This window comes from Streptomyces sp. NPDC052701 (assembly GCF_040678355.1).
In the GTDB taxonomy this organism is placed as follows: domain Bacteria; phylum Actinomycetota; class Actinomycetes; order Streptomycetales; family Streptomycetaceae; genus Streptomyces.
The window spans coordinates 20539-44582 of record NZ_JBFATO010000029.1 but is presented as its reverse complement, the minus strand read 5'-3'; the positions used below and the strand labels follow the sequence as shown (position 1 = coordinate 44582).

Annotated in this window: 14 protein-coding genes, 1 pseudogene and 2 CRISPR repeat arrays (1 of these 17 running past the window's edge); of the genes and pseudogenes, 8 read left to right on the top strand and 7 right to left on the bottom strand. The window is 72.5% G+C overall.

The features are described 5' to 3' along the window. Window positions 1-1799: direct repeats of the CRISPR family, unit length 29 nt; unit sequence GGGACCATCCCCGCGGGTGCGGGGAGCAG (it extends 731 nt beyond the left edge of the window). Between the two features lie 337 nt (window positions 1800-2136). The 8 genes from cas3 to cas2e all read left to right on the top strand — a co-directional run bounded on the left by cas3 (window position 2137) and on the right by cas2e (window position 11467). Next, complete coding sequence (cas3, locus tag AB0L29_RS26530; RefSeq protein WP_365830339.1) at window positions 2137-4944, top strand: CRISPR-associated helicase Cas3'; 2808 nt, start codon at window positions 2137-2139, stop codon at window positions 4942-4944. A 97-nt stretch (window positions 4945-5041) separates the two neighbouring features. Next, window positions 5042-6730 (top strand): type I-E CRISPR-associated protein Cse1/CasA, encoded by a 1689-nt coding sequence (gene casA, locus AB0L29_RS26525; protein WP_365830338.1) that lies wholly within the window; start codon window positions 5042-5044, stop codon window positions 6728-6730. Beyond that, entirely contained in the window at window positions 6727-7413 is a 687-nt protein-coding gene (casB, locus tag AB0L29_RS26520; RefSeq protein WP_365830276.1) for a type I-E CRISPR-associated protein Cse2/CasB, read from the top strand. Before casA ends, casB begins: the two co-directional genes overlap by 4 nt. Continuing rightward, window positions 7410-8606 carry a type I-E CRISPR-associated protein Cas7/Cse4/CasC gene (cas7e, locus tag AB0L29_RS26515; RefSeq protein ID WP_365830275.1) on the top strand — a complete coding sequence of 399 codons (1197 nt, stop codon included), beginning with the start codon at window positions 7410-7412 and terminating at the stop codon, window positions 8604-8606. The genes casB and cas7e overlap by 4 nt, the downstream gene beginning before the upstream one ends. After that, entirely contained in the window at window positions 8603-9349 is a 747-nt protein-coding gene (gene cas5e / locus AB0L29_RS26510; protein ID WP_365830274.1) for a type I-E CRISPR-associated protein Cas5/CasD, read from the top strand. Before cas7e ends, cas5e begins: the two co-directional genes overlap by 4 nt. Beyond that, window positions 9349-10137: a type I-E CRISPR-associated protein Cas6/Cse3/CasE gene (cas6e, locus tag AB0L29_RS26505; protein ID WP_365830273.1), complete on the top strand. Its 789-nt coding sequence runs from the start codon at window positions 9349-9351 to the stop codon at window positions 10135-10137. Before cas5e ends, cas6e begins: the two co-directional genes overlap by 1 nt. Further along, window positions 10134-11102, top strand: coding sequence for a type I-E CRISPR-associated endonuclease Cas1e (cas1e, locus tag AB0L29_RS26500; protein ID WP_365830272.1), 969 nt, complete (start codon window positions 10134-10136; stop codon window positions 11100-11102). The genes cas6e and cas1e overlap by 4 nt, the downstream gene beginning before the upstream one ends. Continuing rightward, window positions 11099-11467 carry a type I-E CRISPR-associated endoribonuclease Cas2e gene (cas2e, locus tag AB0L29_RS26495; protein ID WP_365830271.1) on the top strand — a complete coding sequence of 123 codons (369 nt, stop codon included), beginning with the start codon at window positions 11099-11101 and terminating at the stop codon, window positions 11465-11467. Before cas1e ends, cas2e begins: the two co-directional genes overlap by 4 nt. A 92-nt stretch (window positions 11468-11559) precedes the next feature. After that, a CRISPR array of direct repeats spans window positions 11560-14638; the repeat unit is 29 nt; unit sequence CTGCTCCCCGCACCTGCGGGGATGGTCCC. 383 nt (window positions 14639-15021) lie between these two features. On the opposite strand, the gene mobF is transcribed toward cas2e, so the two are convergent. The 7 genes and pseudogenes from mobF to AB0L29_RS26460 all read right to left on the bottom strand — a co-directional run. Beyond that, window positions 15022-18948, bottom strand: coding sequence for a MobF family relaxase (gene mobF, locus AB0L29_RS26490; RefSeq protein ID WP_365830269.1), 3927 nt, complete (start codon window positions 18946-18948; stop codon window positions 15022-15024). 275 nt (window positions 18949-19223) lie between these two features. After that, window positions 19224-19457, bottom strand: a complete 234-nt coding sequence (locus tag AB0L29_RS26485; RefSeq protein WP_365830268.1) for a hypothetical protein — start codon at window positions 19455-19457, stop codon at window positions 19224-19226. 70 nt (window positions 19458-19527) lie between these two features. Next, window positions 19528-20862: an MFS transporter gene (locus AB0L29_RS26480; RefSeq protein ID WP_365830267.1), complete on the bottom strand. Its 1335-nt coding sequence runs from the start codon at window positions 20860-20862 to the stop codon at window positions 19528-19530. Beyond that, window positions 20859-21455, bottom strand: a complete 597-nt coding sequence (locus AB0L29_RS26475) for a helix-turn-helix domain-containing protein (protein ID WP_365830266.1) — start codon at window positions 21453-21455, stop codon at window positions 20859-20861. The genes AB0L29_RS26480 and AB0L29_RS26475 overlap by 4 nt, the downstream gene beginning before the upstream one ends. 69 nt (window positions 21456-21524) lie before the next feature. Continuing rightward, window positions 21525-21683, bottom strand: a complete 159-nt coding sequence (locus AB0L29_RS26470; RefSeq protein ID WP_365830265.1) for a hypothetical protein — start codon at window positions 21681-21683, stop codon at window positions 21525-21527. 418 nt (window positions 21684-22101) lie between these two features. Next, window positions 22102-23214 carry a ParB/RepB/Spo0J family partition protein gene (locus AB0L29_RS26465; RefSeq protein WP_365830264.1) on the bottom strand — a complete coding sequence of 371 codons (1113 nt, stop codon included), beginning with the start codon at window positions 23212-23214 and terminating at the stop codon, window positions 22102-22104. Continuing rightward, window positions 23211-23978 (bottom strand): annotated as a pseudogene (locus AB0L29_RS26460) (ParA family protein); the annotation flags it as partial. The gene AB0L29_RS26465 and the pseudogene AB0L29_RS26460, both read right to left, overlap by 4 nt. Between the last annotated feature and the right edge of the window lie 66 nt (window positions 23979-24044).

Sequence of the window (24044 nt, the reverse complement as noted above, 5' to 3'; positions counted from 1 at the left end):
GGGGACCATCCCCGCGGGTGCGGGGAGCAGACCGTCGGCCGCAGCATGCCCCTCGACCACGGGGGACCATCCCCGCGGGTGCGGGGAGCAGACCGTCGGCCGCAGCATGCCCCTCGACCACGGGGGACCATCCCCGCGGGTGCGGGGAGCAAATGTGCGCACACCGTCGTGATCCGAATGAGCGGGGACCATCCCCGCGGGTGCGGGGAGCAGCTGACGGTCGCGCCTGCGGGGGGCGCCGGCCAGGGACCATCCCCGCGGGTGCGGGGAACAGTGGTCCAGCCGGGTCACCCTCATGACGTCGGCGGGACCATCCCCGCGGGTGCGGGGAGCAGCGACCGGTATATGGTCGTACGCATCGCAACGGGGGACCATCCCCGCGGGTGCGGGGAGCAGTCGTCCCACGGGCGGGGGACGGGCCGGTACGTGGGACCATCCCCGCGGGTGCGGGGAGCAGGACATCTCGATGTTCTGGGACTCCAAGAACCTGGGACCATCCCCGCGGGTGCGGGGAGCAGACGTCGGGGCCGATCTGGATACGGCCCCAGAAGGGACCATCCCCGCGGGTGCGGGGAGCAGCGCTCCAGGCCGGGCGGGGTGATGTCGGTGACGGGACCATCCCCGCGGGTGCGGGGAGCAGCCGCTGTTGCACGGCTCGCAGGACGTCACGAGGGGACCATCCCCGCGGGTGCGGGGAGCAGGACGAAGGCTCCGCGGTCGGCGTTGCCGTGACGGGACCATCCCCGCGGGTGCGGGGAGCAGCCGGGCCGTCCGCTCCCAATCTCGCGCCCACGGGGACCATCCCCGCGGGTGCGGGGAGCAGGGCGAGGTTCGCCCGCCATCCTCGACCCGAGCGGGACCATCCCCGCGGGTGCGGGGAGCAGCTCCGGGGCGCCGTCGGAAAACTCCGGGCTGAGGGACCATCCCCGCGGGTGCGGGGAGCAGTGGGAGGGGCCTGGCTGGATCAGCAGGACGCTGGGACCATCCCCGCGGGTGCGGGGAGCAGATGGAACCTACGCGGCAATCGAGTGCGGTGAGGGGACCATCCCCGCGGGTGCGGGGAGCAGGCCTGCGCCACCCCCAACACCCGGATGATGTTGGGACCATCCCCGCGGGTGCGGGGAGCAGGTCCGCGTGCTTCCGGGCCGTCTCTTGGGCCCGGGACCATCCCCGCGGGTGCGGGGAGCAGGGCTCTCTCTTCAGGCCGGCCTGTCCTGCGTAGGGACCATCCCCGCGGGTGCGGGGAGCAGGGGGGGAACACGAGCCCGGATCCTGGGGCACCGGGACCATCCCCGCGGGTGCGGGGAGCAGGGGCGGGATCGGCTTGGGCCGGTTCTCGGTGCGGGACCATCCCCGCGGGTGCGGGGAGCAGGGACACCATCAGCACCCCGTCATCGGCCAGTCGGGACCATCCCCGCGGGTGCGGGGAGCAGTTCCTCAACCCTGACGAGGCGACGCTCGACGAGGGACCATCCCCGCGGGTGCGGGGAGCAGTTTCCAAGGGGCCGCCAGCCGCCGCGTATCCGGGGACCATCCCCGCGGGTGCGGGGAGCAGCTCAGGCCGCACGCGGTGCGCCAGTCAACGGAGGGACCATCCCCGCGGGTGCGGGGAGCAGTATCCCCAGCTCTCCAGCTCCTTATAGGCCCTGGGACCATCCCCGCGGGTGCGGGGAGCAGACGACGAACGGCGTCTTGAGCTGCTCGAAGTAGGGACCATCCCCGCGGGTGCGGGGAGCAGAACGCCAACCAGCCGGGCGAGTGCGCCGACCCGGGACCATCCCCGCGGGTGCGGGGAGCAGACTGTCTGACCTGCAGGTTTATTGCGGCAGGGACGCGCTGTGGATGACTTTTGCAGATTCCGGCAAATGGGCCATAAGGCGCATCCTGGCTTCGTAGGTGCTTCTCGATGGATCGACGATGAGCCGATCATCGTACGTCGTGCGGATGCTGTCTTCTCGTGAATGCTTCTGTTTGCCCATTTTGGTGTGCGGAGTTGGGCTCTGCCTGTATCAATCCTCCATGAGTAGTGGGGGGAGCCGTCGTTCCGGCATGTTGGTCCGGCTCGGGGAGCCGGCTCGGTCGGTGTGGGCCAAGCATGACCGGGACACCGACGGTTGGCTGCCGTTGTGGCGGCACATGGAGGACAGTGCCGCGGTGGCCGGCCTGTTGTGGGACCGGTGGCTGCCCGTCGGGGTGCGCAGGCTGGTGGCCGAGGCGTTGCCGCAGGGTGAGGCGGACGCGCGTGCCCTCGCCGTATGGCTCGCCGGTGTGCACGACATCGGTAAGGCCACCCCGGCGTTCGCCTGTCAGGTCGATCAGCTCGCCGACGCGATGCGCGGCCAGGGGCTGGAGATGCGTTCGGCGAGGGCGATGGGGCCGGACCGCCGGATCGCGCCGCACGGTCTGGCCGGGCAGGTGCTGCTGGGGGAATGGCTGGAGGAGCGGCACGGGTGGGCGTCCGCCCGGACCGGGCAGTTCACGGTTGCCGTGGGCGGACATCATGGTGTGCCGCCCGAGCACGGCCAGATCAAGGCCCTGTACGAGCGTGAGGAGTTGCTGCGCACCCCTGGTGCGAGCAGTCGTGTCTGGCGGCAGGTGCAGACCGAGCTGCTGGACGCCTGCGCCGAGTGTTTCGGTGTGGCCGAACGGCTGGGGGGATGGCGGACGGTCAGGCTGCCGCAGCCGGTGCAGGTGCTGCTGACCGCGCTGGTCATCGTCTCCGACTGGATCGCCAGCAACCCGGACCTCTTCCCGTATTTTCCCGATGGTGCGTCCCGCGACGGCCAGGAGCGTCTCGCCGCGGCCCGGCGGGGACTGGACCTGCCGGGCCCTTGGCGGGCCGAGGAACCGGAGGGAAGTGCTCAGGAGCTGTTCACCTCGCGGTTCGAGCTGCCGGCGGGAGCGGAGACACGCCCCGTCCAGGAAGCGGCCGTGGAACTCGCCCGGGAGATGGAGACGCCCGGTCTGATGATCGTCGAGGCGCCGATGGGCGAGGGGAAGACGGAGGCAGCGCTCGCCGTGGCCGAGATCTTCGCGGCGCGCTCGGGTGCGGGAGGGGTGTTCTTCGCCCTGCCCACCATGGCCACCGGCAACGCGATGTTCCCCCGTCTGCTCGGCTGGCTGGACCGGTTGCCGGGGGTGGCGGGCTCGCGCCGCTCGGTGCAGCTGGCCCATTCCAAAGCCGCTCTCAACGACGACTTCGCCGGCTTGATGGCCCGCACGGGACGGGTCGTGGCCGTCGACGTGGACGAAGCGGCGCCCGCGCCTCGGCGGCAGCGGGACGAGCGGCATCGCGCGGGTGCCGAACTCGTGGCGCATGCCTGGTTACGGGGCCGCAAGAAGGCCATGCTGGCCTCGTTCGTGGCGGGTACCGTCGACCAGTTGCTGTTTGCCGGGTTGAAGAGCAGGCACCTGGCGCTGCGGCACCTCGCCGTCGCCGGGAAGGTCGTCGTCATTGACGAGGCGCACGCCTACGACACGTACATGAGTGTGTACCTGGACCGGGTGCTGTCCTGGCTGGGTGCGTACCGGGTCCCGGTGGTGGTGCTGTCCGCGACGCTGCCGGCCTCGCGCAGGCGTGAACTCGTCGCGGCGTACTCCGGCCGGGCCGATGCGCTCGCCCACGGGGACACGGCCGCATCGGACGCGTACCCACTGCTGACCGCCGTCGCTGCGGGCGGCGCCCCGCTGGTCCGCCGCCCGCAGCCGTCGGCCCGGTCGACGACCGTCCAGGTGGAGCGCCTCGCCGACGACCTGGACGTCCTCGCCGACCGGCTGGAGGGCGAGCTGGCCGACGGCGGGTGCGTCCTGGTCATCCGCAACACGGTCAAACGGGTACTGGAGACGGCTGGTGCGTTGCGCGCCAGGTTCGGCGCCGAGAACGTGACCGTCGCCCACTCCTGCTTCGTCGACCTCGACCGGGCCGACAAGGACAGCGCACTGCTCCAGCTCTTCGGGCCTCCGGAGAAGACGGACGAGCGGCCCACGGGCCGGCACATCGTGGTGGCCAGCCAGGTCGCCGAGCAGTCCCTGGACGTCGACTTCGACCTGCTGGTCAGCGACCTGTGCCCCGTCGACCTGCTCCTGCAGCGCATGGGCCGCCTGCACCGCCACCGGCGCGGACAGGGCCAGAAGGAGCGGCCCGAGCCCTTACGGACGGCACGCTGCCTGGTGACGGGAGCCGACTGGACGACGGACGTACCCGCCCCGGTGCGCGGATCGGTCGCCGTGTACGGGCGGTACGCCCTGCTGCGGTCGGCCGCGGTGCTCCTCCCCCATCTCGACGGCGGGCCCCGGCGACCGGTGCGGCTCCCGGCGGACATCAGTCCTCTCGTGCAGAGCGCGTACGGGGAGGCACCGGTCGGGCCGGACCATTGGCAGGACGCGATGAAGGAGGCGCGCGAGCAGTTCGAGCGGCGCCGCGACGACCAGGCCGAGCGCGCCGCCGTGTTCCGTCTGGGGGACGTCGGCAAGCCGGGGCGGCCGCTGTTCGGCTGGGTCGCCGCCGGTGTGGGGGACACGGATGACACCCCTACCGGGCGTGCCCAGGTCCGCGACAGCCGGGACAGCCTGGAGGTCGTCGTCGTGCAGCGGCGCGGTGACGGAAGCCTCGCCACCCTGCCGTGGCTCAAGCCGGACCGCAGGAACCGGCAGCGCGCCGACCTCGAACTGCCGCAGGACGCGACGCCGACGCGGTTCGCGGCCCGTACGGCCGCGAGCTGCGGACTGCGGCTTCCCCTGCAGTTCTCCGGCGAGAGCATGGACCGGGCCATCGAGGAGCTGGAGCAGTTGTACCTGCCTGACTGGCAGGGCAAGGACAGCCCTTGGCTCTCCGACCAGCTGATTCTCGCTCTGGACGAGGACTGTCAGACCCGGCTGGCAGGATTCTCGCTCCGGTACAGCCCTGAAGACGGCCTCGAGGTGACCCGTGACGAAGACGACTGAGTTATTCCCCGGTGCCGGTGCCGGTGCCGGTGCCGGTGCCGGTGCGGGTGCGGGTGAGGCGCTGTCCTTCGACCTGACCGGCCGGCCGTGGATCCAGGTGCTGCGGTGCGACGGTTCCCAGGACGAGCTGTCGCTGTGCCAGGTCTTCGCCCAGGCCGACGAGTTGCGGCGCGTCGTGGGCGATCTGGCCACCCAGGAGTTCGCCCTGGTCCGTCTCCTCCTGGCTGTCGCGCACGATGCCCTGGACGGCCCCGGCGACATCGAGGAGTGGGCGGAGCTGTGGGAGGACCCGGACTGCTTCGCCCCCGTCCAGGCGTATCTGGAGGAGCACCGTGAGCGGTTCGACCTTCTGCACCCGGTCACGCCGTTCCTGCAGACCGCGGGGCTGCGCACGGCGAAGGACGAGGTCTTCTCCCTCAACCGGATCGTGGCCGACGTGCCCGCCGGGGAGCCGTTCTTCAGCGCGCGGATGCCGGACGTGGAGCGGCTGGCCTTCGCGGAGGCCGCCCGCTGGACCGTCCACGTCCACGCCTACGACACCTCCGGTATCAAGACCGGCATGGCCGGCGACGACCGGGTCAAGGGCGGCAAGGTGTACCCGCTGGGCACCGGCTGGGCGGGCGGGCTGGGCGGTGTCTTCGTGGAGGGCGGCACACTGCGCGAGACCCTGCTGCTCAATCTGGTGGCGGCGGACACCGAGGGACTCGAGTTCTCTCCCGAGGACCGGCCGGCCTGGCGTCGTGAGCCGTGCGGGCCGGGTTCCGACGGGCGTGCCGCGACCGGCCCCCGCGACCTGTACACCTGGCAGTCGCGCCGGGTGCGGCTGCACCACGACGCGGACGGCGTCCACGGTGTCGTCCTCGGCTACGGCGATCCGCTCGCCTGGCGGAACATGCACGGCCGTGAGCCGATGACGGCGTGGCGGCGCAGTCCCGCGCAGGAGAAGAAGCTGGGGCGGTCACCCGTGTACCTGCCCTTGGAACACGATCCGGCCCGCTCGGCCTGGCGGGGCATCGCCGCGCTCCTGGCCGACCGGCTGGAGGAGACCGGCGGCGCCGAGGCACCCTCGCGTCTGCGTCCGCGGATCCTCGAATGGGTCGCCCGGCTGGTGACCGAAGGCCGTCTCTCCCGCCGTTTCCTCGTCCGTGCCCGGGTGGTGGGCGTCAGGTACGGGACCCAGCAGTCGGTGGTCGACGAGGTCGTCGACGATCGGCTGCTGATGCCGCTCGTCCTGCTGCACGGGCAGGACCCCACCTACGCCCGGCAGGCCATCGCCGCGGCCGAGGACGCCGACCGGGCGGTGCGGGTCCTGGGGGACCTCGCGGCCGACCTGGCCCGGGCGACCGGAGCCGAGCAGGAAGGGCCGAGGTCCGCGGCCCGTGCCGAGGGGTTCGACGCGCTGGACCATCCGTACCGCGGCTGGCTGGCCGCCATGGCGGAGGCTCCCGATCCCTTCGAGCACCGGAACACCTGGCAGCGCCGGGTGCGGCAGACGGTGGGCCGTCTCGGTGACCGTCTCATCGGCGCCGCGGGCGACGCGGCCTGGGAGGGGCGGGTCCACACCGACACCAAGGGCGGCACCCACTGGCTGAACGCGGGCCTGGCCGACGTGTGGTTCCGGGGGCGGCTGGCCAGGGCGCTGGGAGACCCCGGTCCCTCCGCCTCCCCGGAACCCCCGGGATCAGATGAAAGTTCCGCCCCGGCCGGCGACGGTCCGCCCGGGTCGGGGCCCGCCGGCCTGCCGGAAGCCGATCACACCGCGACCGCCCCGGAGGTGCACGTATGACCACCGCATCCGCATCCGCGTCAGCCCCGCCCGTCGCGGTCCCGGTTCACCAGCGGGTCGCGGAGCTCGCCGCCGCGCACATCGGCCCCTGGCAGGAGGGGTATCTCAAGGACAGGTCCCAGGCCGTGGCCGCTCTGGCCCGCCTGCGCCGCGGTGCGGGCCGCGAGGCGGGCGAGACGCCCGACCTGTGGAACCTGATCGACACCGATCCGCTGCACACTCCGGCCGAGGGGGCGCGGCCGTTGAGCGAGCAGGAGGTGGTGCGTGCCGAGAACGCGCTGCACGCGGCCCTCACCCTGTGGGCGTTCCACCAGCAGGCCCGCGGCGTCCCCATGCACCGTCGGCACACCCGTGAGCGGCCGGGCGGCCTGGGCGCGGCGGTCCGGCGCCTGATGCCGGCCGACGGCGTCGACGAACCCGTCCGCAAGCGCCTGGTCCGCGCGGGCACCGCCCCCGACCTCGTCACCTTGACCCAGCGCCTGCGCGACATCGTCGCCCTGCTGCGCCGTGAGGACGTCCCGCTCGACTACGCCCTCCTCGCCGGCCAGCTCTACCTCTGGCAGTGGCCCGACGGGCCCGCCGCCGTCCGCCGCCGGTGGGGCCGCTCCTTCCACGAGCTGCGGCGGACCCGGCCGGCCTCGGACGAGAACACCACCCCGGACACCGACAAGGACGCCTCGTGAACCGCATCTTCCTGGACGTGCACGCCCTGCAGACCGTTCCGCCCAGCAACCTCAACCGGGACGACACGGGCGCGCCCAAGACGGCCGTCTACGGCGGGGTTCCCCGCGCCCGTGTCTCCAGCCAGGCGTGGAAGCGGGCCATCCGCACCTGCTTCAGGGACGAGCACCTGCTCGACCCCGCCGAACTGGGCGTGCGGACCAAGAAGGTCGTGGAGCTCCTGGCCGACCGGATCACCGGGCTCGACGCGTCCGTCGAAGGGGAGCCGGCGCTCAGGCTCGCCGACGAGACGGTCAAGGCCGCGGGCTTCAGGACCGAGGTCCCCAAGCGGAAGGCCGAGCAGGCGAAGAAGGACGGCGGTCCCGTCCCCGCGCCCGAAAGCAAGTACCTGGTCTTCCTCAGCTCCCGCCAGCTCGACGGCCTGGCCCGCCTTGCCCTCGAGGGCGCCGCCGACATCACGGCGTTCTTGAAGACCAAGGAGAACAAGGCCCGGGCCAAGGAGCTCGCGGACACCCGTCACTCCGTGGACATCGCCCTGTTCGGCCGGATGGTCGCCGACGTCGCCGACATCAACGTCGACGCCGCCGTGCAGGTGGCGCACGCCCTCAGCGTCCACCGGGTCGACAACGAGTCCGACTACTACACGGCCGTCGACGACGAGAACACCGACGAGGAGACCGGCGCCGGAATGATCGGCACCGTCGACTTCAACTCCGCGACCCTCTACCGCTACGCCGCCCTCGGCGTGCACCAGCTCGCCGCCAACCTCGGCCAGGGCCTGCGCGACGACGAACCGCGCACCGAGCCGGTACGCCGCGCCGTCGAGGCGTTCGTGCAGGCCTTCGTCTCCTCCCTGCCCACCGGGAAGATCAACACCTTCGGGCACCACACCGAGCCCGACGCCGTCGTCGTCAAGCTCCGCACCACCCGGCCGATCAGCTGCGTCGCCGCCTTCGAGGACCCGGTCCGCAGCGACGGCGGCGGGCACCTGCGCGAGGCCGCCGACCGGCTCGCCGCCTACGCCTCCGATGTCGAACGTGCCTACGGCGACCCCGAGACCACCCTCACCTGGGTCCTGCGCGTCGGCCCCGCCACGCAGAAGCTCGCCGGTCTCGGCACCGAGACCGGCACGCTGCGCGAGCTCGCCGCCGCCGTCGGCCAGGCCGTCGCCGAGCGCCTGGAGAAGCCCGCATGAGCCGCACCGGCGTGCTCGTCCTCCGCCTGGCAGGCCCCCTGCAGTCCTGGGGGGCCTCCTCCCGTTTCACCCGCCGCACCACCGAATCGGCCCCGACCAAGAGCGGCGTCGTCGGCCTGCTCGCCGCGGCGGCCGGCATCGAGCGCGGCGACGACGCGCGCCTCGCCCCCCTGGCGGCACTCCGGTTCGGGGTCCGCATCGACCAGCCCGGCACCCGCATCCGGGACTTCCACACCGCCCACCACGGCGTCACCGGCGCGTCCATGCCGCTGTCCGAGCGGTTCTACCTCGCCGACGCCGTCTTCGTCGCCGCCGTCGAGGGCGACCACGCCCTGCTCACCGGTCTGCGCGACGCCCTGCGCGCCCCGGTCTACCCGCCCTACCTCGGCCGGCGTTCGTGCCCGCCCTCCGAACCGGTCGACCTCGGCCTGTACGAGGACGCCCGCCTGGAGGACGTACTGGCGGGCGTGCCCTGGCAGGCCTCCGCCTGGTACCGAAGGCGCCACCGGGCCCCGCAGACCCTGACCGTGCTGCGCGAGACGGCCGCCGACGAGCCCGCCGCAGCGGCGGACGTCCTGCGCGACCAGCCGGTCAGCTTCGACGCCGCCCACCGGCGGCACGCGCTGCGCACCGTCGTCACCGCCCCCGTGCCCACTCCGATCCCGTCGGGCGGCGGCGGCCCGCGGGAGGACGCGCACGATCCGTTCACCGCCCTCGACGTCCTGGAGGATGAGAGCGCCTGATGTTCATCACCCGCTTCCGCGTCAACACCGCGCGGCCCGGCGCCCGCCGCCTCCTGTCCTCGCCTCAGGCCATGCACGCGGCCGTCATGTCGTCCTTCCCGCACATCCTGCCCTCCGACAGCCCGGCGCCCGACGCACCACGCGTGCTGTGGCGCCTGGACCAGCAGGCCCGCGCCGAGGTGCTGCTGTACGTCGTCAGCCCCGACCGTCCCGACCTGACGCACCTGGTCGAGCAGGCCGGATGGCCCGCCGTCGCCGGCCCCGAGAACCCCGGCTGGCAGACCCGGCCCTACGCCCCGCTCCTCGACCGGCTGACCGCCGGCGACCACTGGGCGTTCCGCCTGACCGCGAACCCCGTGCACACCATCCGCCGCAAGGAGGGCGAACCCCGCAAGCTCACCGCTCACCTCACACCCGTCCACCAGATGGGCTGGCTGCTCGACGAGGAACGCCAAAAACGCCTCGGCTTCCGCGTCTGCGAGAAACCGGCCGACCGGCGGCTCCTGCCCGAGGGCACCACCCACCACAAGCGCCCCCACCCCGGCGACCGGTACGAGCTGGCCGTACGGGACACGCGGTCCCTCTCCTTCGACAAGTCCCGCGGCTCCGGCGGCCGTCGGGACAAGCCGGTCACCGTCGTCACCGTCACCTTCGAAGGGCGGCTGGAGGTCACCGCCCCCGACGCCCTGCGCCGCGCCCTCACCCAGGGCATCGGCCGGGCCCGTGCCTACGGCTGCGGCCTCCTCACCCTGGCCCCCCTCGCCCAGCCCGGCCGGCAGGCGCCGTGAGCACGGTCTCCCGGCGCCCGGCACTCACTCCCCGCCAGCTCACCCGCACCGACGAACGCCTCTCCTTCGTCTACCTGGAACGCTGCACGGTCCACCGCGACGCCAACGCCATCACCGCCCAGGACGCGGAGGGCACCACCCACATCCCCTCGGCGACCATCGGCACCCTCCTCCTCGGCCCCGGAACCCGCGTCACCCACCAGGCCATGAGCGTGCTGGGCGAGACCGGCGCGGCGGTCTGCTGGGTCGGCGAACACGGCGTGCGCTACTACGCCTCCGGCCGCGCCCTCAGCCGCTCCTCCGCCCTCATGGAAGCCCAGGCCCGGCAGTGGGCCAACCCGCGCAGCCGCCTCGCCGTGGCACGCGAGATGTACCGGCTGCGCTTCCCGGACGAGGAACCGGCCGGCCTCACCCGGCACGAGCTCCTCGGCCGTGAGGGTCGACGGGTCAAGGACTGCTACCGCGCCCAGGCCGCCCGCACCGGCGTCCCCTGGCGGGGCCGCCGCTACACCCCCGGCGACTTCACCAGCGGTGACGCCGTCAACCAGGCCGTCACCGCCGCCGCCCAGTGCATGTACGGCATCGCCCACGCCGTCGTCACCTCCCTGGGATGCAGCCCGGCCCTCGGCTTCGTCCACTCCGGCCACGAACTGTCCTTCGTCCTGGACGTCGCCGACCTCTACAAGACGGAGATCGGCATCCCGCTCGCCTTCGACGTGGCCGCACAGGACGAGGAGGACGTCGGCCCCCGCACCCGCCGCGCACTGCGGGACCGCATCAACGAGACGTCCCTGCTGAACCGGTGCGTCGACGACATCAAACGCCTCCTGCTGCCGGAGACGGCCGGCTCCAGCGACCCCGGCGGCGACCGGGACGTCGTCACGCTCCAGAGCGACCACGGCCACCATGTCGCCTCCGGCATCAACCACGACGGCCCCGAGGACTACGGAGACGAGCTCTGGTGACCGTCATCGTCCTCACCAACTGCCCCGCCGGACTACGCGGCTTCCTCACGCGCTGGCTGCTGGAGATCTCCGCCGGCGTGTTCGTGGGCAACCCCTCGGCCCGGATCCGCGACGTGCTCTGGGAGGAGGTCCAGCAGTACGCGGGACAGGGCCGCGCCCTGCTGGCCCACACCACGAACAACGAGCAGGGCTTCACCTTCCGCACCCACGACCACGCCTGGCACCCGACCGACCACGAGGGCGTCACCCTGATCCGCCGCCCCGACCCGAACGCTCCCGCTTCCGCTCCCGGCTCGGCTCCCCGGAACGGACCCCCATCAGGCTGGAGCAGGGCTGCCAAACGCCGACGCTTCGGGAGGGGCTGATGCACACCTGCCCCCTTACGCCTCATTTGCCGGAATCAGAGAAAGTACTCGGAAACCGCCCCCGACGCCAGTAAAGCTGCAGGTCATCCAGTCTGCTCCCCGCACCTGCGGGGATGGTCCCTGACCACCCGAACCGCCGGAAGGACGAAACGCCTGCTCCCCGCACCTGCGGGGATGGTCCCCATGTCTGAGGGATAGGCGTGAGTCAAGCAGTCTGCTCCCCGCACCTGCGGGGATGGTCCCGCATACCCACACCGGGGGTTGCAGCTGTAGACCTGCTCCCCGCACCTGCGGGGATGGTCCCGGGGGACGCAGCGAGCTGCAGATCCCGGCGAGCTGCTCCCCGCACCTGCGGGGATGGTCCCCCGTCGGACGCGTTCCTGCGGCTGCTGCTCATCTGCTCCCCGCACCTGCGGGGATGGTCCCGGGTCGAAGTCCTCCGCGGACTCGTCCGCGCCCTGCTCCCCGCACCTGCGGGGATGGTCCCAACGCGGCGGCGGACCTTCCGGTAGCGGATCCCTGCTCCCCGCACCTGCGGGGATGGTCCCGTGGCCGCGCTCGCGCTCGGTCGGCGGAAGCTCTGCTCCCCGCACCTGCGGGGATGGTCCCGGGCGATGCTGCCGCCGATCGTCTGCCGCAGGCTGCTCCCCGCACCTGCGGGGATGGTCCCCTGTACGGCAGCGACGCCAGCCCTGACGGGATCTGCTCCCCGCACCTGCGGGGATGGTCCCGGCCGGCGGGCGCGGCGGGTACCGGGTCCATCCTGCTCCCCGCACCTGCGGGGATGGTCCCCGGGCAGCGACCCAGCCCGTCGACCACCCGGTCTGCTCCCCGCACCTGCGGGGATGGTCCCGGCACGCCGGTGCACATGTCGTCCTCGTACTACTGCTCCCCGCACCTGCGGGGATGGTCCCGCAGCAGGCCCCGCCGTGTGGCGGGGCCTGCGCTGCTCCCCGCACCTGCGGGGATGGTCCTTGGCACTATTGGGCACTTCGGCAAAGACCGAACTGCTCCCCGCACCTGCGGGGATGGTCCTCGTCATCGGAAAGCAGGACATGGTGTCCTGGGCTGCTCCCCGCACCTGCGGGGATGGTCCCGCACACCAGCACTTCCGCGCGCTGAAGACGTTCTGCTCCCCGCACCTGCGGGGATGGTCCCCTGCATGTTCCCTACGAGGCGCGGGACCCGGACTGCTCCCCGCACCTGCGGGGATGGTCCCAGCGGCCACCCGGACGCGATCAGGTCGGCGGCCTGCTCCCCGCACCTGCGGGGATGGTCCCCCGCCACCGTCAACGTCAGCGGTGTCGTAGCCCTGCTCCCCGCACCTGCGGGGATGGTCCCGTCCGCCTCGCCGGCCGCCGCGCCACCGCCGGCTGCTCCCCGCACCTGCGGGGATGGTCCCGTGGACGCCATGTCCGGCGTCTCGATGGGGCTCTGCTCCCCGCACCTGCGGGGATGGTCCCTCGCTCTCAGCTTCACAGCCGTCCGCCGGGAGCTGCTCCCCGCACCTGCGGGGATGGTCCCCCGTGCCGGCGCCAGACGACGCTACGGGTTCCCTGCTCCCCGCACCTGCGGGGATGGTCCCGGCTGCGGAGGGGAAGAAGAAGAGCAGGACGTCTGCTCCCCGCACCTGCGGGGATGGTCCCTTGCCCAGCGCGGAATGCTGCTGGAGCGCATCCTGCTCCCCGCACCTGCGGGGATGGTCCCCCCCCAGCAGGAAATCGACGCGGCCCGGCGGTCTGCTCCCCGCACCTGCGGGGATGGTCCTTGGGGTGTGCGGCTCTACCAGCGCGCGGTCCGCTGCTCCCCGCACCTGCGGGGATGGTCCCGGCGCGTGCAGGAGCGGATCGAGGAGCGGGAGCTGCTCCCCGCACCTGCGGGGATGGTCCCCTGTCGACGCTCGCCCGGATGGCACGCGCCGCCTGCTCCCCGCACCTGCGGGGATGGTCCCTGAGCGCAGTTTGACGCCAAACTGAGCACAAACTGCTCCCCGCACCTGCGGGGATGGTCCCCACCGCCTGAGCCCGCGCTCGTACGCGCGGGTCTGCTCCCCGCACCCGCGGGGATGGTCCCCCCGCGACCAAGGAACACCTCGCGGGAGGACGCTGCTCCCCGCACCCGCGGGGATGGTCCCGAGGTGGTGGACGGCGGCGCTCGACGCCGGCCCTGCTCCCCGCACCCGCGGGGATGGTCCCTGCCCCCGGCATACCCGCGCCGCCCCCGGCGCCTGCTCCCCGCACCCGCGGGGATGGTCCCGGCAGGATTCCCTCGACCTTCATCGAGATCGTCTGCTCCCCGCACCCGCGGGGATGGTCCCTCCCTGCCGCAGAACAACGACACCTCCATTGACTGCTCCCCGCACCCGCGGGGATGGTCCCACCGCCCCGACCACCAAGCAGGTCGACCTGGCCTGCTCCCCGCACCCGCGGGGATGGTCCCGGGGCGCCGTCGTCGCGACCGGGCTGCGCGAGCTGCTCCCCGCACCCGCGGGGATGGTCCCGGCGGACCGGCTGGCCCCGCAGCGATCGCGAACTGCTCCCCGCACCCGCGGGGATGGTCCCAAGGATGGCGAGCCGCTGATGGGGGCAACCGACTGCTCCCCGCACCCGCGGGGATGGTCCCCACCTGGCCGATGTCGGCGCCCTCGCCGATGGCTGCTCCCCGCACCCGCGGGGATGGTCCCGTCGTCGACTACCGCGCGGTGCGGGAGCTGATCTGCTCCCCGCACCCGCGGGGATGGTCCCTTCGGGCCGGGCACGTCCCCCAGGGAGTCGGCCTGTTCCCCGCACCCGCGGGGATGGTCCCTACCAGCCGCAGATCATCCAGGGCCTTCTGCACTGTTCCCCGCACCCGCGGGGATGGTCCCCTGCCTTTTCACGCACAAGGGGGAACCCGTGGCTGCTCCCCGCACCCGCGGGGATGGTCCCGCAGGATCGAACTCCTCGCCGCACTGGAGGCGCTGCTCCCCGCACCCGCGGGGATGGTCCCACGCCGTCGCCGCCGAAGCTTTGGATGAGCATCTGCTCCCTGCGCCCGCGGGGATGGTCCCCGGCGGTGCCGCGCCAGCAGCTGGCCGAGGCGCTGCTCCCTGCGCCCGCGGGGATGTTCCCAGGCCGTAGGTCCGGGCGAACTCCACCAGGGCCTGCTCCCCATACCCGCGGGGATGCTCTCGGGCTGGCGCCTCCCTCAGCAGGGATGCGCCAGCCCGACACTCCGGTCAGCCCTCCGAGCTGGGAGGGCTCGGCTCGGGCATGGCGCAGCGCGGCAGCATGGGACGCTTCGGTCTCCCGTCGACACTCGGCACTCGGCACTGGCAGCATCGAGCCGAGCCGGTCTGCCGTCGAAGTCCGGTTCGAGATCGGGAAGGTGCGGCGGCTGAGTTCTCGGATCTTCCTCGTCTACCCTTTTCTGGCCTCCGCGTTGCCGGGATTCACCCGGCGTGCGGGCACGGCGGCCCGGTGGGCAGTGAGCTCGCGACGACAGCCGTCCGAGGCGGTCTCCCCGGTCTTCAACGGACCTGCGGGCACGGGGGTATGAGCTTGTCCGGTCTTCGGTCACATCCCGGTGCGGACGCCGCTGCCCGGTTGCAGGTGCCGGGCCGGTTCGCGGGTCTGCTGGGCGCTCAGCGCGCCCGGGCGCTGCTCCTGCTGCGGCGCGGCGGTGCGGGCCGCCTCGTCGGCCGCGTGCCGCTGCGGAGCCTGGGCGCTGATGTGCCGGCGCAGTTGCTGCTCGGCCTGGAGTTGCTCGGCGACCGTGCGCAGATCGCGGGCCCTGGTGCGCAGCGCGGCGGCCTCGCGGCGGGCGTGCTGGGCGGCTTCGGCGCGGGTCGTGTTGATCTGCATGGCCAGCGTGGACAGGTGGGCGTGCACCGCGGCGAACCGCTGCCGCATGATCGCCGGGTCGTCAGGGGCCTCGCCGAGCGCTTCGTGGGCGCGGAGGGTCTCGGCGTACGGGGAGGTGTGCAGCGTCTGCCAAGCCTGTCGGCGGGCAGCGGCGGCGGCACGTTCGGCACGTTGCTGTTCCTCGCGTGCTTCGGCGAGCTGCCGCGTGTACTGGGCGAGCAGGGCCTGCTGTTCGGCGCGAGAGGTGTCGGCCAGCCGCAGGGCGATCCGGCCGCGGCCGAAGGCCGCCTCGGCCTTTTCCCTGGCTCCTTCGGCCTGTGCGGCGGTGGCCGCGGCGCGGCGCGCGATGTCGTCCTCCTGCTGGGCCCGGGCGGCGAGCCGGTCGGCCGCCGCGAGGATGGCGGCCACGGCCCGGGCGGTGCGCTGACCGGCACTGGGCTCCTCCGCCGCAGCAGCCTCCAGTTCCCGGGCCTGGCCGGCCTGCGTCTCGGCAGCGTGCTCGGTGGCCGCGGCCGCCCGCAATACCTTCGCCAGCCGGGCTTCGAGCTGGGCGGTGGGCAGTGCTCCGTACGGACGGGTATCACGGTCGTCCCAGGCTGGGAAGGCGGGCTCGTCGACCGCGGGCGCCGGCAGGACGACCGGCTCGGGGGCGGCGCGCAGCCGGTCGCTGACCATGGCGTCGGCGCGGTCCTGGCGCAGCAGCGCGGTGTACGCCTGCAGGGCGCGTTCCAGGAGCTCGGTCTCGTCGCGGGGGTCGCCGAGCCGGGCCCGGGTCTCCGGGTCCTCCAGGGCGGCGGTGGGCAGCCACACGTGGTTGGCCGTGCGGGCACGGGTGATGCCGGGGTGGAGGGCGTGGGCGTTCGCGCCCAGCCCGTACACGAGGGCGGTGTCGGTGGTCAGGCCCTGGGATGCGGCGATGGTCATCGCGTACCCCAAGGAGAGGGCCCCGGCGGTGACCTGACCGAGGTCGAGCCAAGCCTGGCCGGTGCGGGTCGTGCCGTCGCCGTTCCTGCGCCGCCAGGTGATCTGTACCCGGTGGTCGTCGGCGATGTCGGTGACGACGGCGCGGTAGTCGTTGAGGACGTCGGGGCCGGCGCCGCGGCGGGAGCGGTGGTGGTCGGCGCGTACCCGGACGACGTCGCCGACGGCCAGGGTGAGGTGGTCGCCGCCGGGCAGGGCGTAGCGGTGGGCGCGGCCGAGTTCGCCGGCCGCCCGACGCAGAGCCTGCGCACCGGCGTTCAGCAGGGCGGCGTCGTGGTTGCGGGCCGCCTGCACCACCAGATTGTCGAGCATGTCGTACGCGTCGCCGTAGCGGGCGCGGGCCTCGTTCCAGGCGGTGAGGACGGAGCGGCGGGCGTCGTCGGCGTTGTCGGCGGCGTGGATACGGCCGCGGTCGGCCAGCAGGTCCAGAGCCTGCTCGCGGGCACCGGTGCGCCAGGCCTCCAGCGCGGCCCGCTCGCCCGCTTCCTTCTGGCGCCGGTTGACCGTGAGCGTCTCGCCGCCGACCAGGCGGTGCACCTCGGCGAAGCCGCCGCCGGGGCCGACGACCTGCAGTTGCTGCGGGTCGCCGACCGCGATGACCTTGGTGCCGGTGCGGGCGGCGTCGGTGAGCAGCGCGGCCGTGGACCGGTCGTCGGTCATCGCCGCCTCGTCCAGGACCAGGACGTCGATGCCGGTGAGTCCGTCGCCGTCGTGGATGCGCTGCAGCCAGGCGGCGACGGCGCGGGAGGGGATGCCGGCCTCCTCGTACAGGTTCTGTGCGGCGACCGCCGACGGGGAGGCGCCGGCGTACGTCAGGCCGACCCCGTCCCAGCCGATCCGACAGGCCTCCATCAGGCTCGTCCTGCCCGATCCGGCCACGCCGACGACGGCGTCCACGCCGTGTCCGGCCGTCAGCAGCCGTTCCACCACGCGCCGTTGCCCGGCGGTGAGGGGGAACCCGGCGGCCACCTCGAACACGGAGAGAGCGGCCGCCGCCTGATCCGCGCTCAGGCGGGCGGAACCGTCGGCGTATCGGGCCCGTGCCTGATCCACGATGGTCCGCTCGGCCCGGAGGATGCCGCGGGTGGTGTAGCGCTCGGCGTGCGCCATCAGCTGCGAGCCGTGCGGCGGCAGCGCCTGGGCGTACCCCTCGACCGCGAGCACCCGCTCCGCCAGGGCTTCCGGCTCGGCCGCCTCCAGGCCGATCGGGCAGGCGTCCGCGACCCGGGCGAGCAGCTGGGCCTTGCTGAACTCCTTGTCGAACGCGGTCAGCCCGCCTTCCGGGCCGAACACCTCGGCGGCGATCCGCCCGGGCGACGGGGTGCGCGGACCGTCGGGCCCGGCCAGGACGAGCGGCCCGTCGGGGCCGGGCGGCCCGGGGGCGGCTGCCGCGACCATCGCGTCGACGTCGTGGCCGAGGCCCTCGGCGCGCCGGCGCCAGGTGGCGTGCAGGTCGATGACGCCGGTGTCGTGCTTGGCGTGCCGGGTCCTGGCCGACACCCGCAGCTTCTCCCCGCGGCCGGCGTCGGCGCCCGCGAGGACGTCGACCTGGGCGGCGCGGCGGGAGTAGTGGTCGCGCAGCGGCTCCGGGATGCCCTCGACCTCCCAGGCGCCGGTGCGCGGTGAGCGGGCGTGACGCACACCGAACCCCTCGTGGGCCAGCGCCCGCACGCGTGCCTTGAACAGGGCGTCGAAAGCCTTGGCGTGCCGGTGCAGGTCCATGCCGCCGTTGGCGATGGCCCGCCACCGGCCGTCCTCGCAGCGGGCCATGTTGACGATCACGATGTGCACGTGCAGGCGGGGATCGCCGGGGGTGTCGTCGACCGGGCGGGCGGACCGGTGCTCGACGCTCCAGCCGAGCAGTCCGCCGGTGGCGATGCGGCGCAGCTCGCCGTTCTCGCCCGCCAGGCCGTAGCCGATCCACTGCTCCAGCTCGGCGAAGGCCTCCCGTTTGGCCCGGTGGACCAGGGCGCGGAACTCCTTCTCGTGGCGCTCGGGGAGCAGTGCCCACAGGGTGGAGTCGCTCTTGGGCAGGTCGGCGACGAGGTCGTAGGCGCGGATGCGGACGCCGACCCGCTCGCCCTCGTGGGCGCGGGCATCGGCGAGCTCTTCGGCGTCGTAGACGTCCTCCAGGGCGAGCCCGGCCGCGCGGGCGAGGCGGTGCAGGGAGTCGATCTGCAGCCGGTGCCGCTCCCCCTTCCGGTGCACCATCCGCACGAGCGTCGCCCACTTCTCCGCCTGCTTGGGCTTGCCGGCGAACAGGCCGACGGGCTCGCACCCGGCGGCCTCGGCCGCCGCCTCGATCGCCTCCACGAGCCGGGCGCCGGTCAGTTTGGTACGCGGGTGCGCGCGCAGCTCGGGGCGCACCAGCTGCTCGCCGGTGAGGGGATGGGCGCCCTTGGTCAGGGCCCGTGCGGCCTGCCTGCCCGCCTCGTCCAGGACTGTGCCGGGGGTCTGGCCGACTTCGGTGAGGCCTTCCCCGATCCACACGAGCGTGCCGTCCTCGGCGGCGTCCATGCGGTGGTCGACCCGGTCGCCGGTATCCGGTCCGGCCTGCCCGCTGGGGCCTTCGCCGTCGTGCCGGACGTAGCAGCCGGCATGGCCGGTGAGGCGGTACTCGACCTGCCCGTCGTCCACGATCCCGGTGATCCAGGCCATCGGATGCCGCCCCTCCCCCGGTCTTCGGCGGCCGACGGCTGACGGCTGACGGCCGCGTACGCTCCCGCAGGGGACGTACCTTTGTCCATTCGACTTTGATCTTGACCGGGTAGTGAAGGTAAAGCGGTGGGCAGGAGGAATCAACGGTGACAGGCGCGACGAACCCCAAAGAGGGAATGCCTGATTGAACGTCGCACGACCGGGGTCGGCCGGACTCCGGGACCTCGTTGCGGACGTCGATCCGAGCCTGCGCGGCTCGCCTACGCCGAGGACGGTCAGGGCCGCGGCTCGGGGTGTCCTTTCTCCTTGGCGGTGAACGTCCCCTCCGGGCCGCCCAGCAGCAGCACAGCCAGGCCCTGCGCGTCGAACCGCTCGGTCCTCCAGAACCCGTCCATGAGCGTGGCGAGCTCGTTCTCGTCCAGGGCGATGTGACGCCGCTCCTCGGGCATGTGCGCCACGACGGGAGTGACGGCGACGAGCACTTCGCCCTTGCTTCCTCGTTCGTGCACGTTTCAGGCCCGGTGTCCTGTCTCGTGCGGGGCGGGGAAGGGAGGGCCGCTGATCTGGGTGCCGTCACTCTCAAGTGGGACTACGCTCGTGGTCACTGACGAGGTGGGCTGGCTCGCCATCGGGATTCGGCGGGACTTCGGAGTTGCTCGTTGGCCGGCGGGACGTCGGCAGGTCGCGGCATCGCCGGATCGGGGAGAAGAACAGGATCAGGGCGGCGAGCGGGATCCCCGCTGTCGTGATTGCCATTGCTGCGCGGATGCCGAGCGCGGTTCCGAGCGCGCCGCCGAGCAGTGCTCCGAGGGGGATCGTCCCGTAGCTGAGGAATGCTGTGCTTGCGGTGAGGCGGCCGAGGAGATCCGGCGGGCAGTAGCGTTGCTGGAAGCCGGCCTTGATGACGTTGCCTGCAACGACGCCTGCGCAGACGCAGAAGCCGCCTGTCACGAAGAGCAGGATTCCGGCTCCGCCGACGGTCAGCGGGATGAGCAGAGCGAGCATCGCAAGACCCAGTTCGAACAGCAGCGTGGCGCGGGCCGTGCCGACCCGGTCGGCGACCCGGCGTGCGACGAAGGCCCCGGCGACGCCTCCGCTGCTGGTAGCCGCGATGAGTGCGCCGACCTGCCCGGGAGGCAGGCCGACGCTCCGGACCAGGAAGACCACCTGGATCGACTGATATCCCATCAGGGCCAGGTTGGAGGCGGCCCCGAAGAGCGTCAGTGTGCGGAACCAGGGGTCTTCGGCGATCAGCCGCAGGCCTTCGCGGACTTCGCTGACCAGTGTTGTGGGGCGGCGTCCGGCTCTGGTGACGCGTGGCTCGCGGTGCTGGATGCCCGCCAGGCAGAGGAGTGAGACGAGGAATGTCGCGGCGTTGGCGAACATTCCGTTCACGGCGCCTGCCACCTGTGCGATCAGGCCGCCGGAGCCGAGCCCGGCGATCTGCGCAGCGGACGCGCTGCCGTGCAGTTTGGCGTTGCCCTCGGGCTGGTCATCGGGTTCCAGGATGCTGGGGAGATAGGCGCTGTAGGCGGTCTGGAAGAACACGGCGGCCGTGCCCGTCAGCAGCGCGACGGCCAGCAGTAGTCCGATAGTCAACCAGCCGAACCATGCGGCGACCGGGACGCCGACGAAGAGTAAGAGGGAGACCGCGGCGGCGGCCAGCATGATCGGTCTGCGCCGCAGCCGGTCCACCCAGACACCGACGGGGAGACCGATGATCAGCCAAGGGGCCCAGGCGGCGGCGCTCAGCAGGCCGACCTCGAACGTGCTGGCGTGCAAGGTGGAGACGGCGACCAGCGGCATCGCCACCCCGGTGACGGACGCGCCGAACTTGCCGGCGGTCTCGCCGCACCACAGCAGCCGGAAATCGCGGTGGCGACGCAGGAGGCCACCGCGTATGCCCCGGCTCATGCGGTGCCACGTTCCTTGCGGGGAAAGGACTGCAGCTGCACGACGACAGGGAGCGCGTCCGGGTCGGGCGCAGCGTCAGGGGCAGGGGTGTGGCGGGCGATGACGCCCATCAGCTCCGCGTTGAGCGCCTTGAGCTGCTGAGGTGTCATCCGCAGGTCACGCCAGTCCGAGACGGTGCCGGCACTCCGCCACCTGTCGTCCCAGTCCTCGTTGATGTACTTCATGACACGGCTGAAGTACTGCTGCACCATTTCGTGCAGGTAGACCGACAGCGCACCCCGGATGTCGGGATCGTCGCGGAAATCTGTGGTGTTCAGCTCGTTCGTGACGCCGGTCCTTCTCCACCAACGCTCGCGTTTTGTGCCCCGTCCGGTCTCTTCCTCGATGAAGCCGTGCTCGGCGAGGTGGCGCAGGTGCCAGCTGATGGTGCCGGTGTTCTCCCCGAGGCGTTCGGCGAGCCCGGTGGCGGTGGCGGGGCCGTCCAGACCGAGCAGTTCGAGGATGTTCATCCGTAGCGGATGGGCCAGTCCTCGCAGGCTGCGCGCATCGATGCGCCGGGCGGGCCTTGGTGTGCGTTCGGGTTCGTCGGTCATGCCACCAGCGTATATTGCAGAGTTTTCTCTGCAGAGGGTTCTCTGCAGAGAAAACTCTGCAATATACAGCTACAGCTTGGGGCCCTGTGACCGTGCCGCGCTCACGTTGGCCGACCAGTACGGGCCCGAGTAGTGCTGCTGCCCCTTGAACCATCGGAACGTCCGCCACGGCCGGGCCTCCCGCAGCAACCCGAGCGGCACCGGCGGCCACTGCAGGGCCTCCACCACCACCTGGTCCGCGTCTCGCCGAAGGTGGCGTGGGGTGCGCCGCAGCACCCCTCAGTGCGGTAAGCCCTCCGCCGGCTCCGCGCACCGCCCGGGCGGCCGATCCAGCGGCACGCCGGTGCCGCTGCTCAGGTCCAAGGCGAGCGAGAGCGGCATGACGGCGTTGCCGATGGCGGGCGGTTACGGATCGGCTCCCGCGACGACGCAGTCGTACACGCCGAGCGCGTCGCGGTAAGCGAGGACGGTGAGCGAGAAGGCCGGTCGACTCGTTGCGCGAGCACTCCGTCCGAGCGGGCCGCCTGCCCCGCCCGCGCGAGCGACTCCATGACGGACGCGTCGCCTCCGGCTGCCCGCTTCGCAGCACCCGGCACGGCCCCGCTCACCACCGTGGGGGAGAGCGGGGCCGAGGGGCAACTCTCCGCTACCGGGCTCCCAGCTCGGCCAGCAGGGCCTTGTACTCGTCCGGGTGCTGCTCCCGCAGGATGTCCATCCACAGCCGGGCCCCCTGGACGAACGTCTCGGGCTTCATCTTCTGGTGGAGATGGTGCACGCAGTAGAAGGCGTCGTCGTAGGGGAGCCGCTTCGGCTCCCTGGACTGCGCTGCCTCTGCGTTCGCTGTCCTGGGTTCTCCTGCTTTGGTGCGCGGTTCCGGGACGGACTCGGAAGGCTGCTCGCGCTGGGCGGGCGGCGTGGCCGCGCCAGCCCGGGGCGCAGGGGCCGGCGAAGCGGCCGGGCTGGCAGGCGCCTTCGGGATTATCACGTCGTGATAATTGGCGGGCCCTGCCGAGCGCTCGACGACCTGCTGCGCCCGGGCCTCCGCCTTCCTGCGAGCCGCCTCCGCCCGTTCGTCCGCTTTGGCCTTCTGCTCCTCGGGGGACAGCTTGCCGAGGTTGCGGACGTGCTCCACCTTCCGCACCCCGGTCACCAGGTCCTTCTGGAGCTCGGGGGTGAGCTTCAGAAGGGACAGCTTGCTGGAGATGGTGTTCTGCGGGATGCCCAGCCGTTTGGCCGCCTTGGTCTGGGAGCCGTAGTAGTCGACCAGGGTCTTGAGGGCGTGGGCCTCCTCCAGGTCCGTCATGTCGTCGCGGTGGTAGTTCGCGACGAGCGCGGCCTCGAGGAGGGTCTCGTCGGTGGCGACCCGGCCGTTGTCGACGCGGACGGGGATGGTGGCCATTCCGACGCGGCGAGCGGCTTCGAGGCGGCGGTGGCCGTCGACGACGATGTACTGCGCTCCGTCGTCGAGGTCGCCCGCGCGGTCCGGCCGATTGCGCAGGTAGGCGTCGACCGTGGCCACGGCGATGGGGATGATGATGCCGACCTCGCGGACGGTCTGCACCGTCTCGTCGAGGTTGCGCAGATGGTTGCGCGGGTTGTCGGGGTTGTCGCTGATGAGGGTGACCGGCAGCTCGGTGATGGCCGCCGTGGTCGACTCCTCGCCTGCGATGGTCTTGTCGATGAGGTTGCGCCGGGAGGACCGGGCGCCGCGGGCCGCGCCGAACGCGGGTGCCGATCCCAGGGTGTCCGCCTTGCTCAACGGGTGGCTCCCCTCGCTACCTGCCGCATGGCTTCGGCCTGGTCACTGTGGGGGACGTAGGACAGCAGCGGCATCCGCTTGCGGACCGCTTCGCGCTGCTCCTTCAGGTCGCCGATGACGGCGAGGACCTTCGGGTTGCCGAGTGACTTCCAGTTGTCCAGGGACGAGGTGGCGACGTAACCGCGGCGGGAGTCGTACAGGTTGACGACCAGGCCGAGGTAGTCCATCTCGAGGGAGAGGTCTTCGCAGAGGCCCTCGATCTGCTGGGCGAGCATGCCGTAGGCGGTGGCGGAGGAGTCCTCGGCGAGCACGGGGATGATGACTCCGGAGACGCTGGCGGGTTCGCCGCGGCGCCGGCGCCCGTAGTAGAGGGCGGCGTCCATGGCGATGCCGAGGCTGGGCGGGCAGTCGACGATGATGACGTCGTAGTCGGCTTCCAGGGGGCGCAGGGCCAGCTCGAGGGCCGCTTCCTTCTGGAAGCCGCGCTTCTGCGTCGCCACGACGGCGATCTTCGCGTCGAGGAGGAACCCGTCGAAGCAGGCGGGCAGGACGTGCAGGCGCTTCTCGAACCGCGGATCCTCTATCACCACGACGAGGTCGCGCAGATCCCCGCTGCCCTCGCCGCACATGTGGGAGACCAGGCTGTCGTGGTTGGGTTCGATCTGGGGGACCCCGAGCTGTTCGCTGAGGTGGCCCTGCGGGTTGAAGTCGACGACGAGGACGCGCTTGCCCGCCTCGGCGTAGGCCTGGCCGATGCCAGCGGTACGCCGGCCACGTCCGCGAACAGCGCCACGGAGGAGCCGGAGGCGGCGGAGTTACGTCACTGGTTC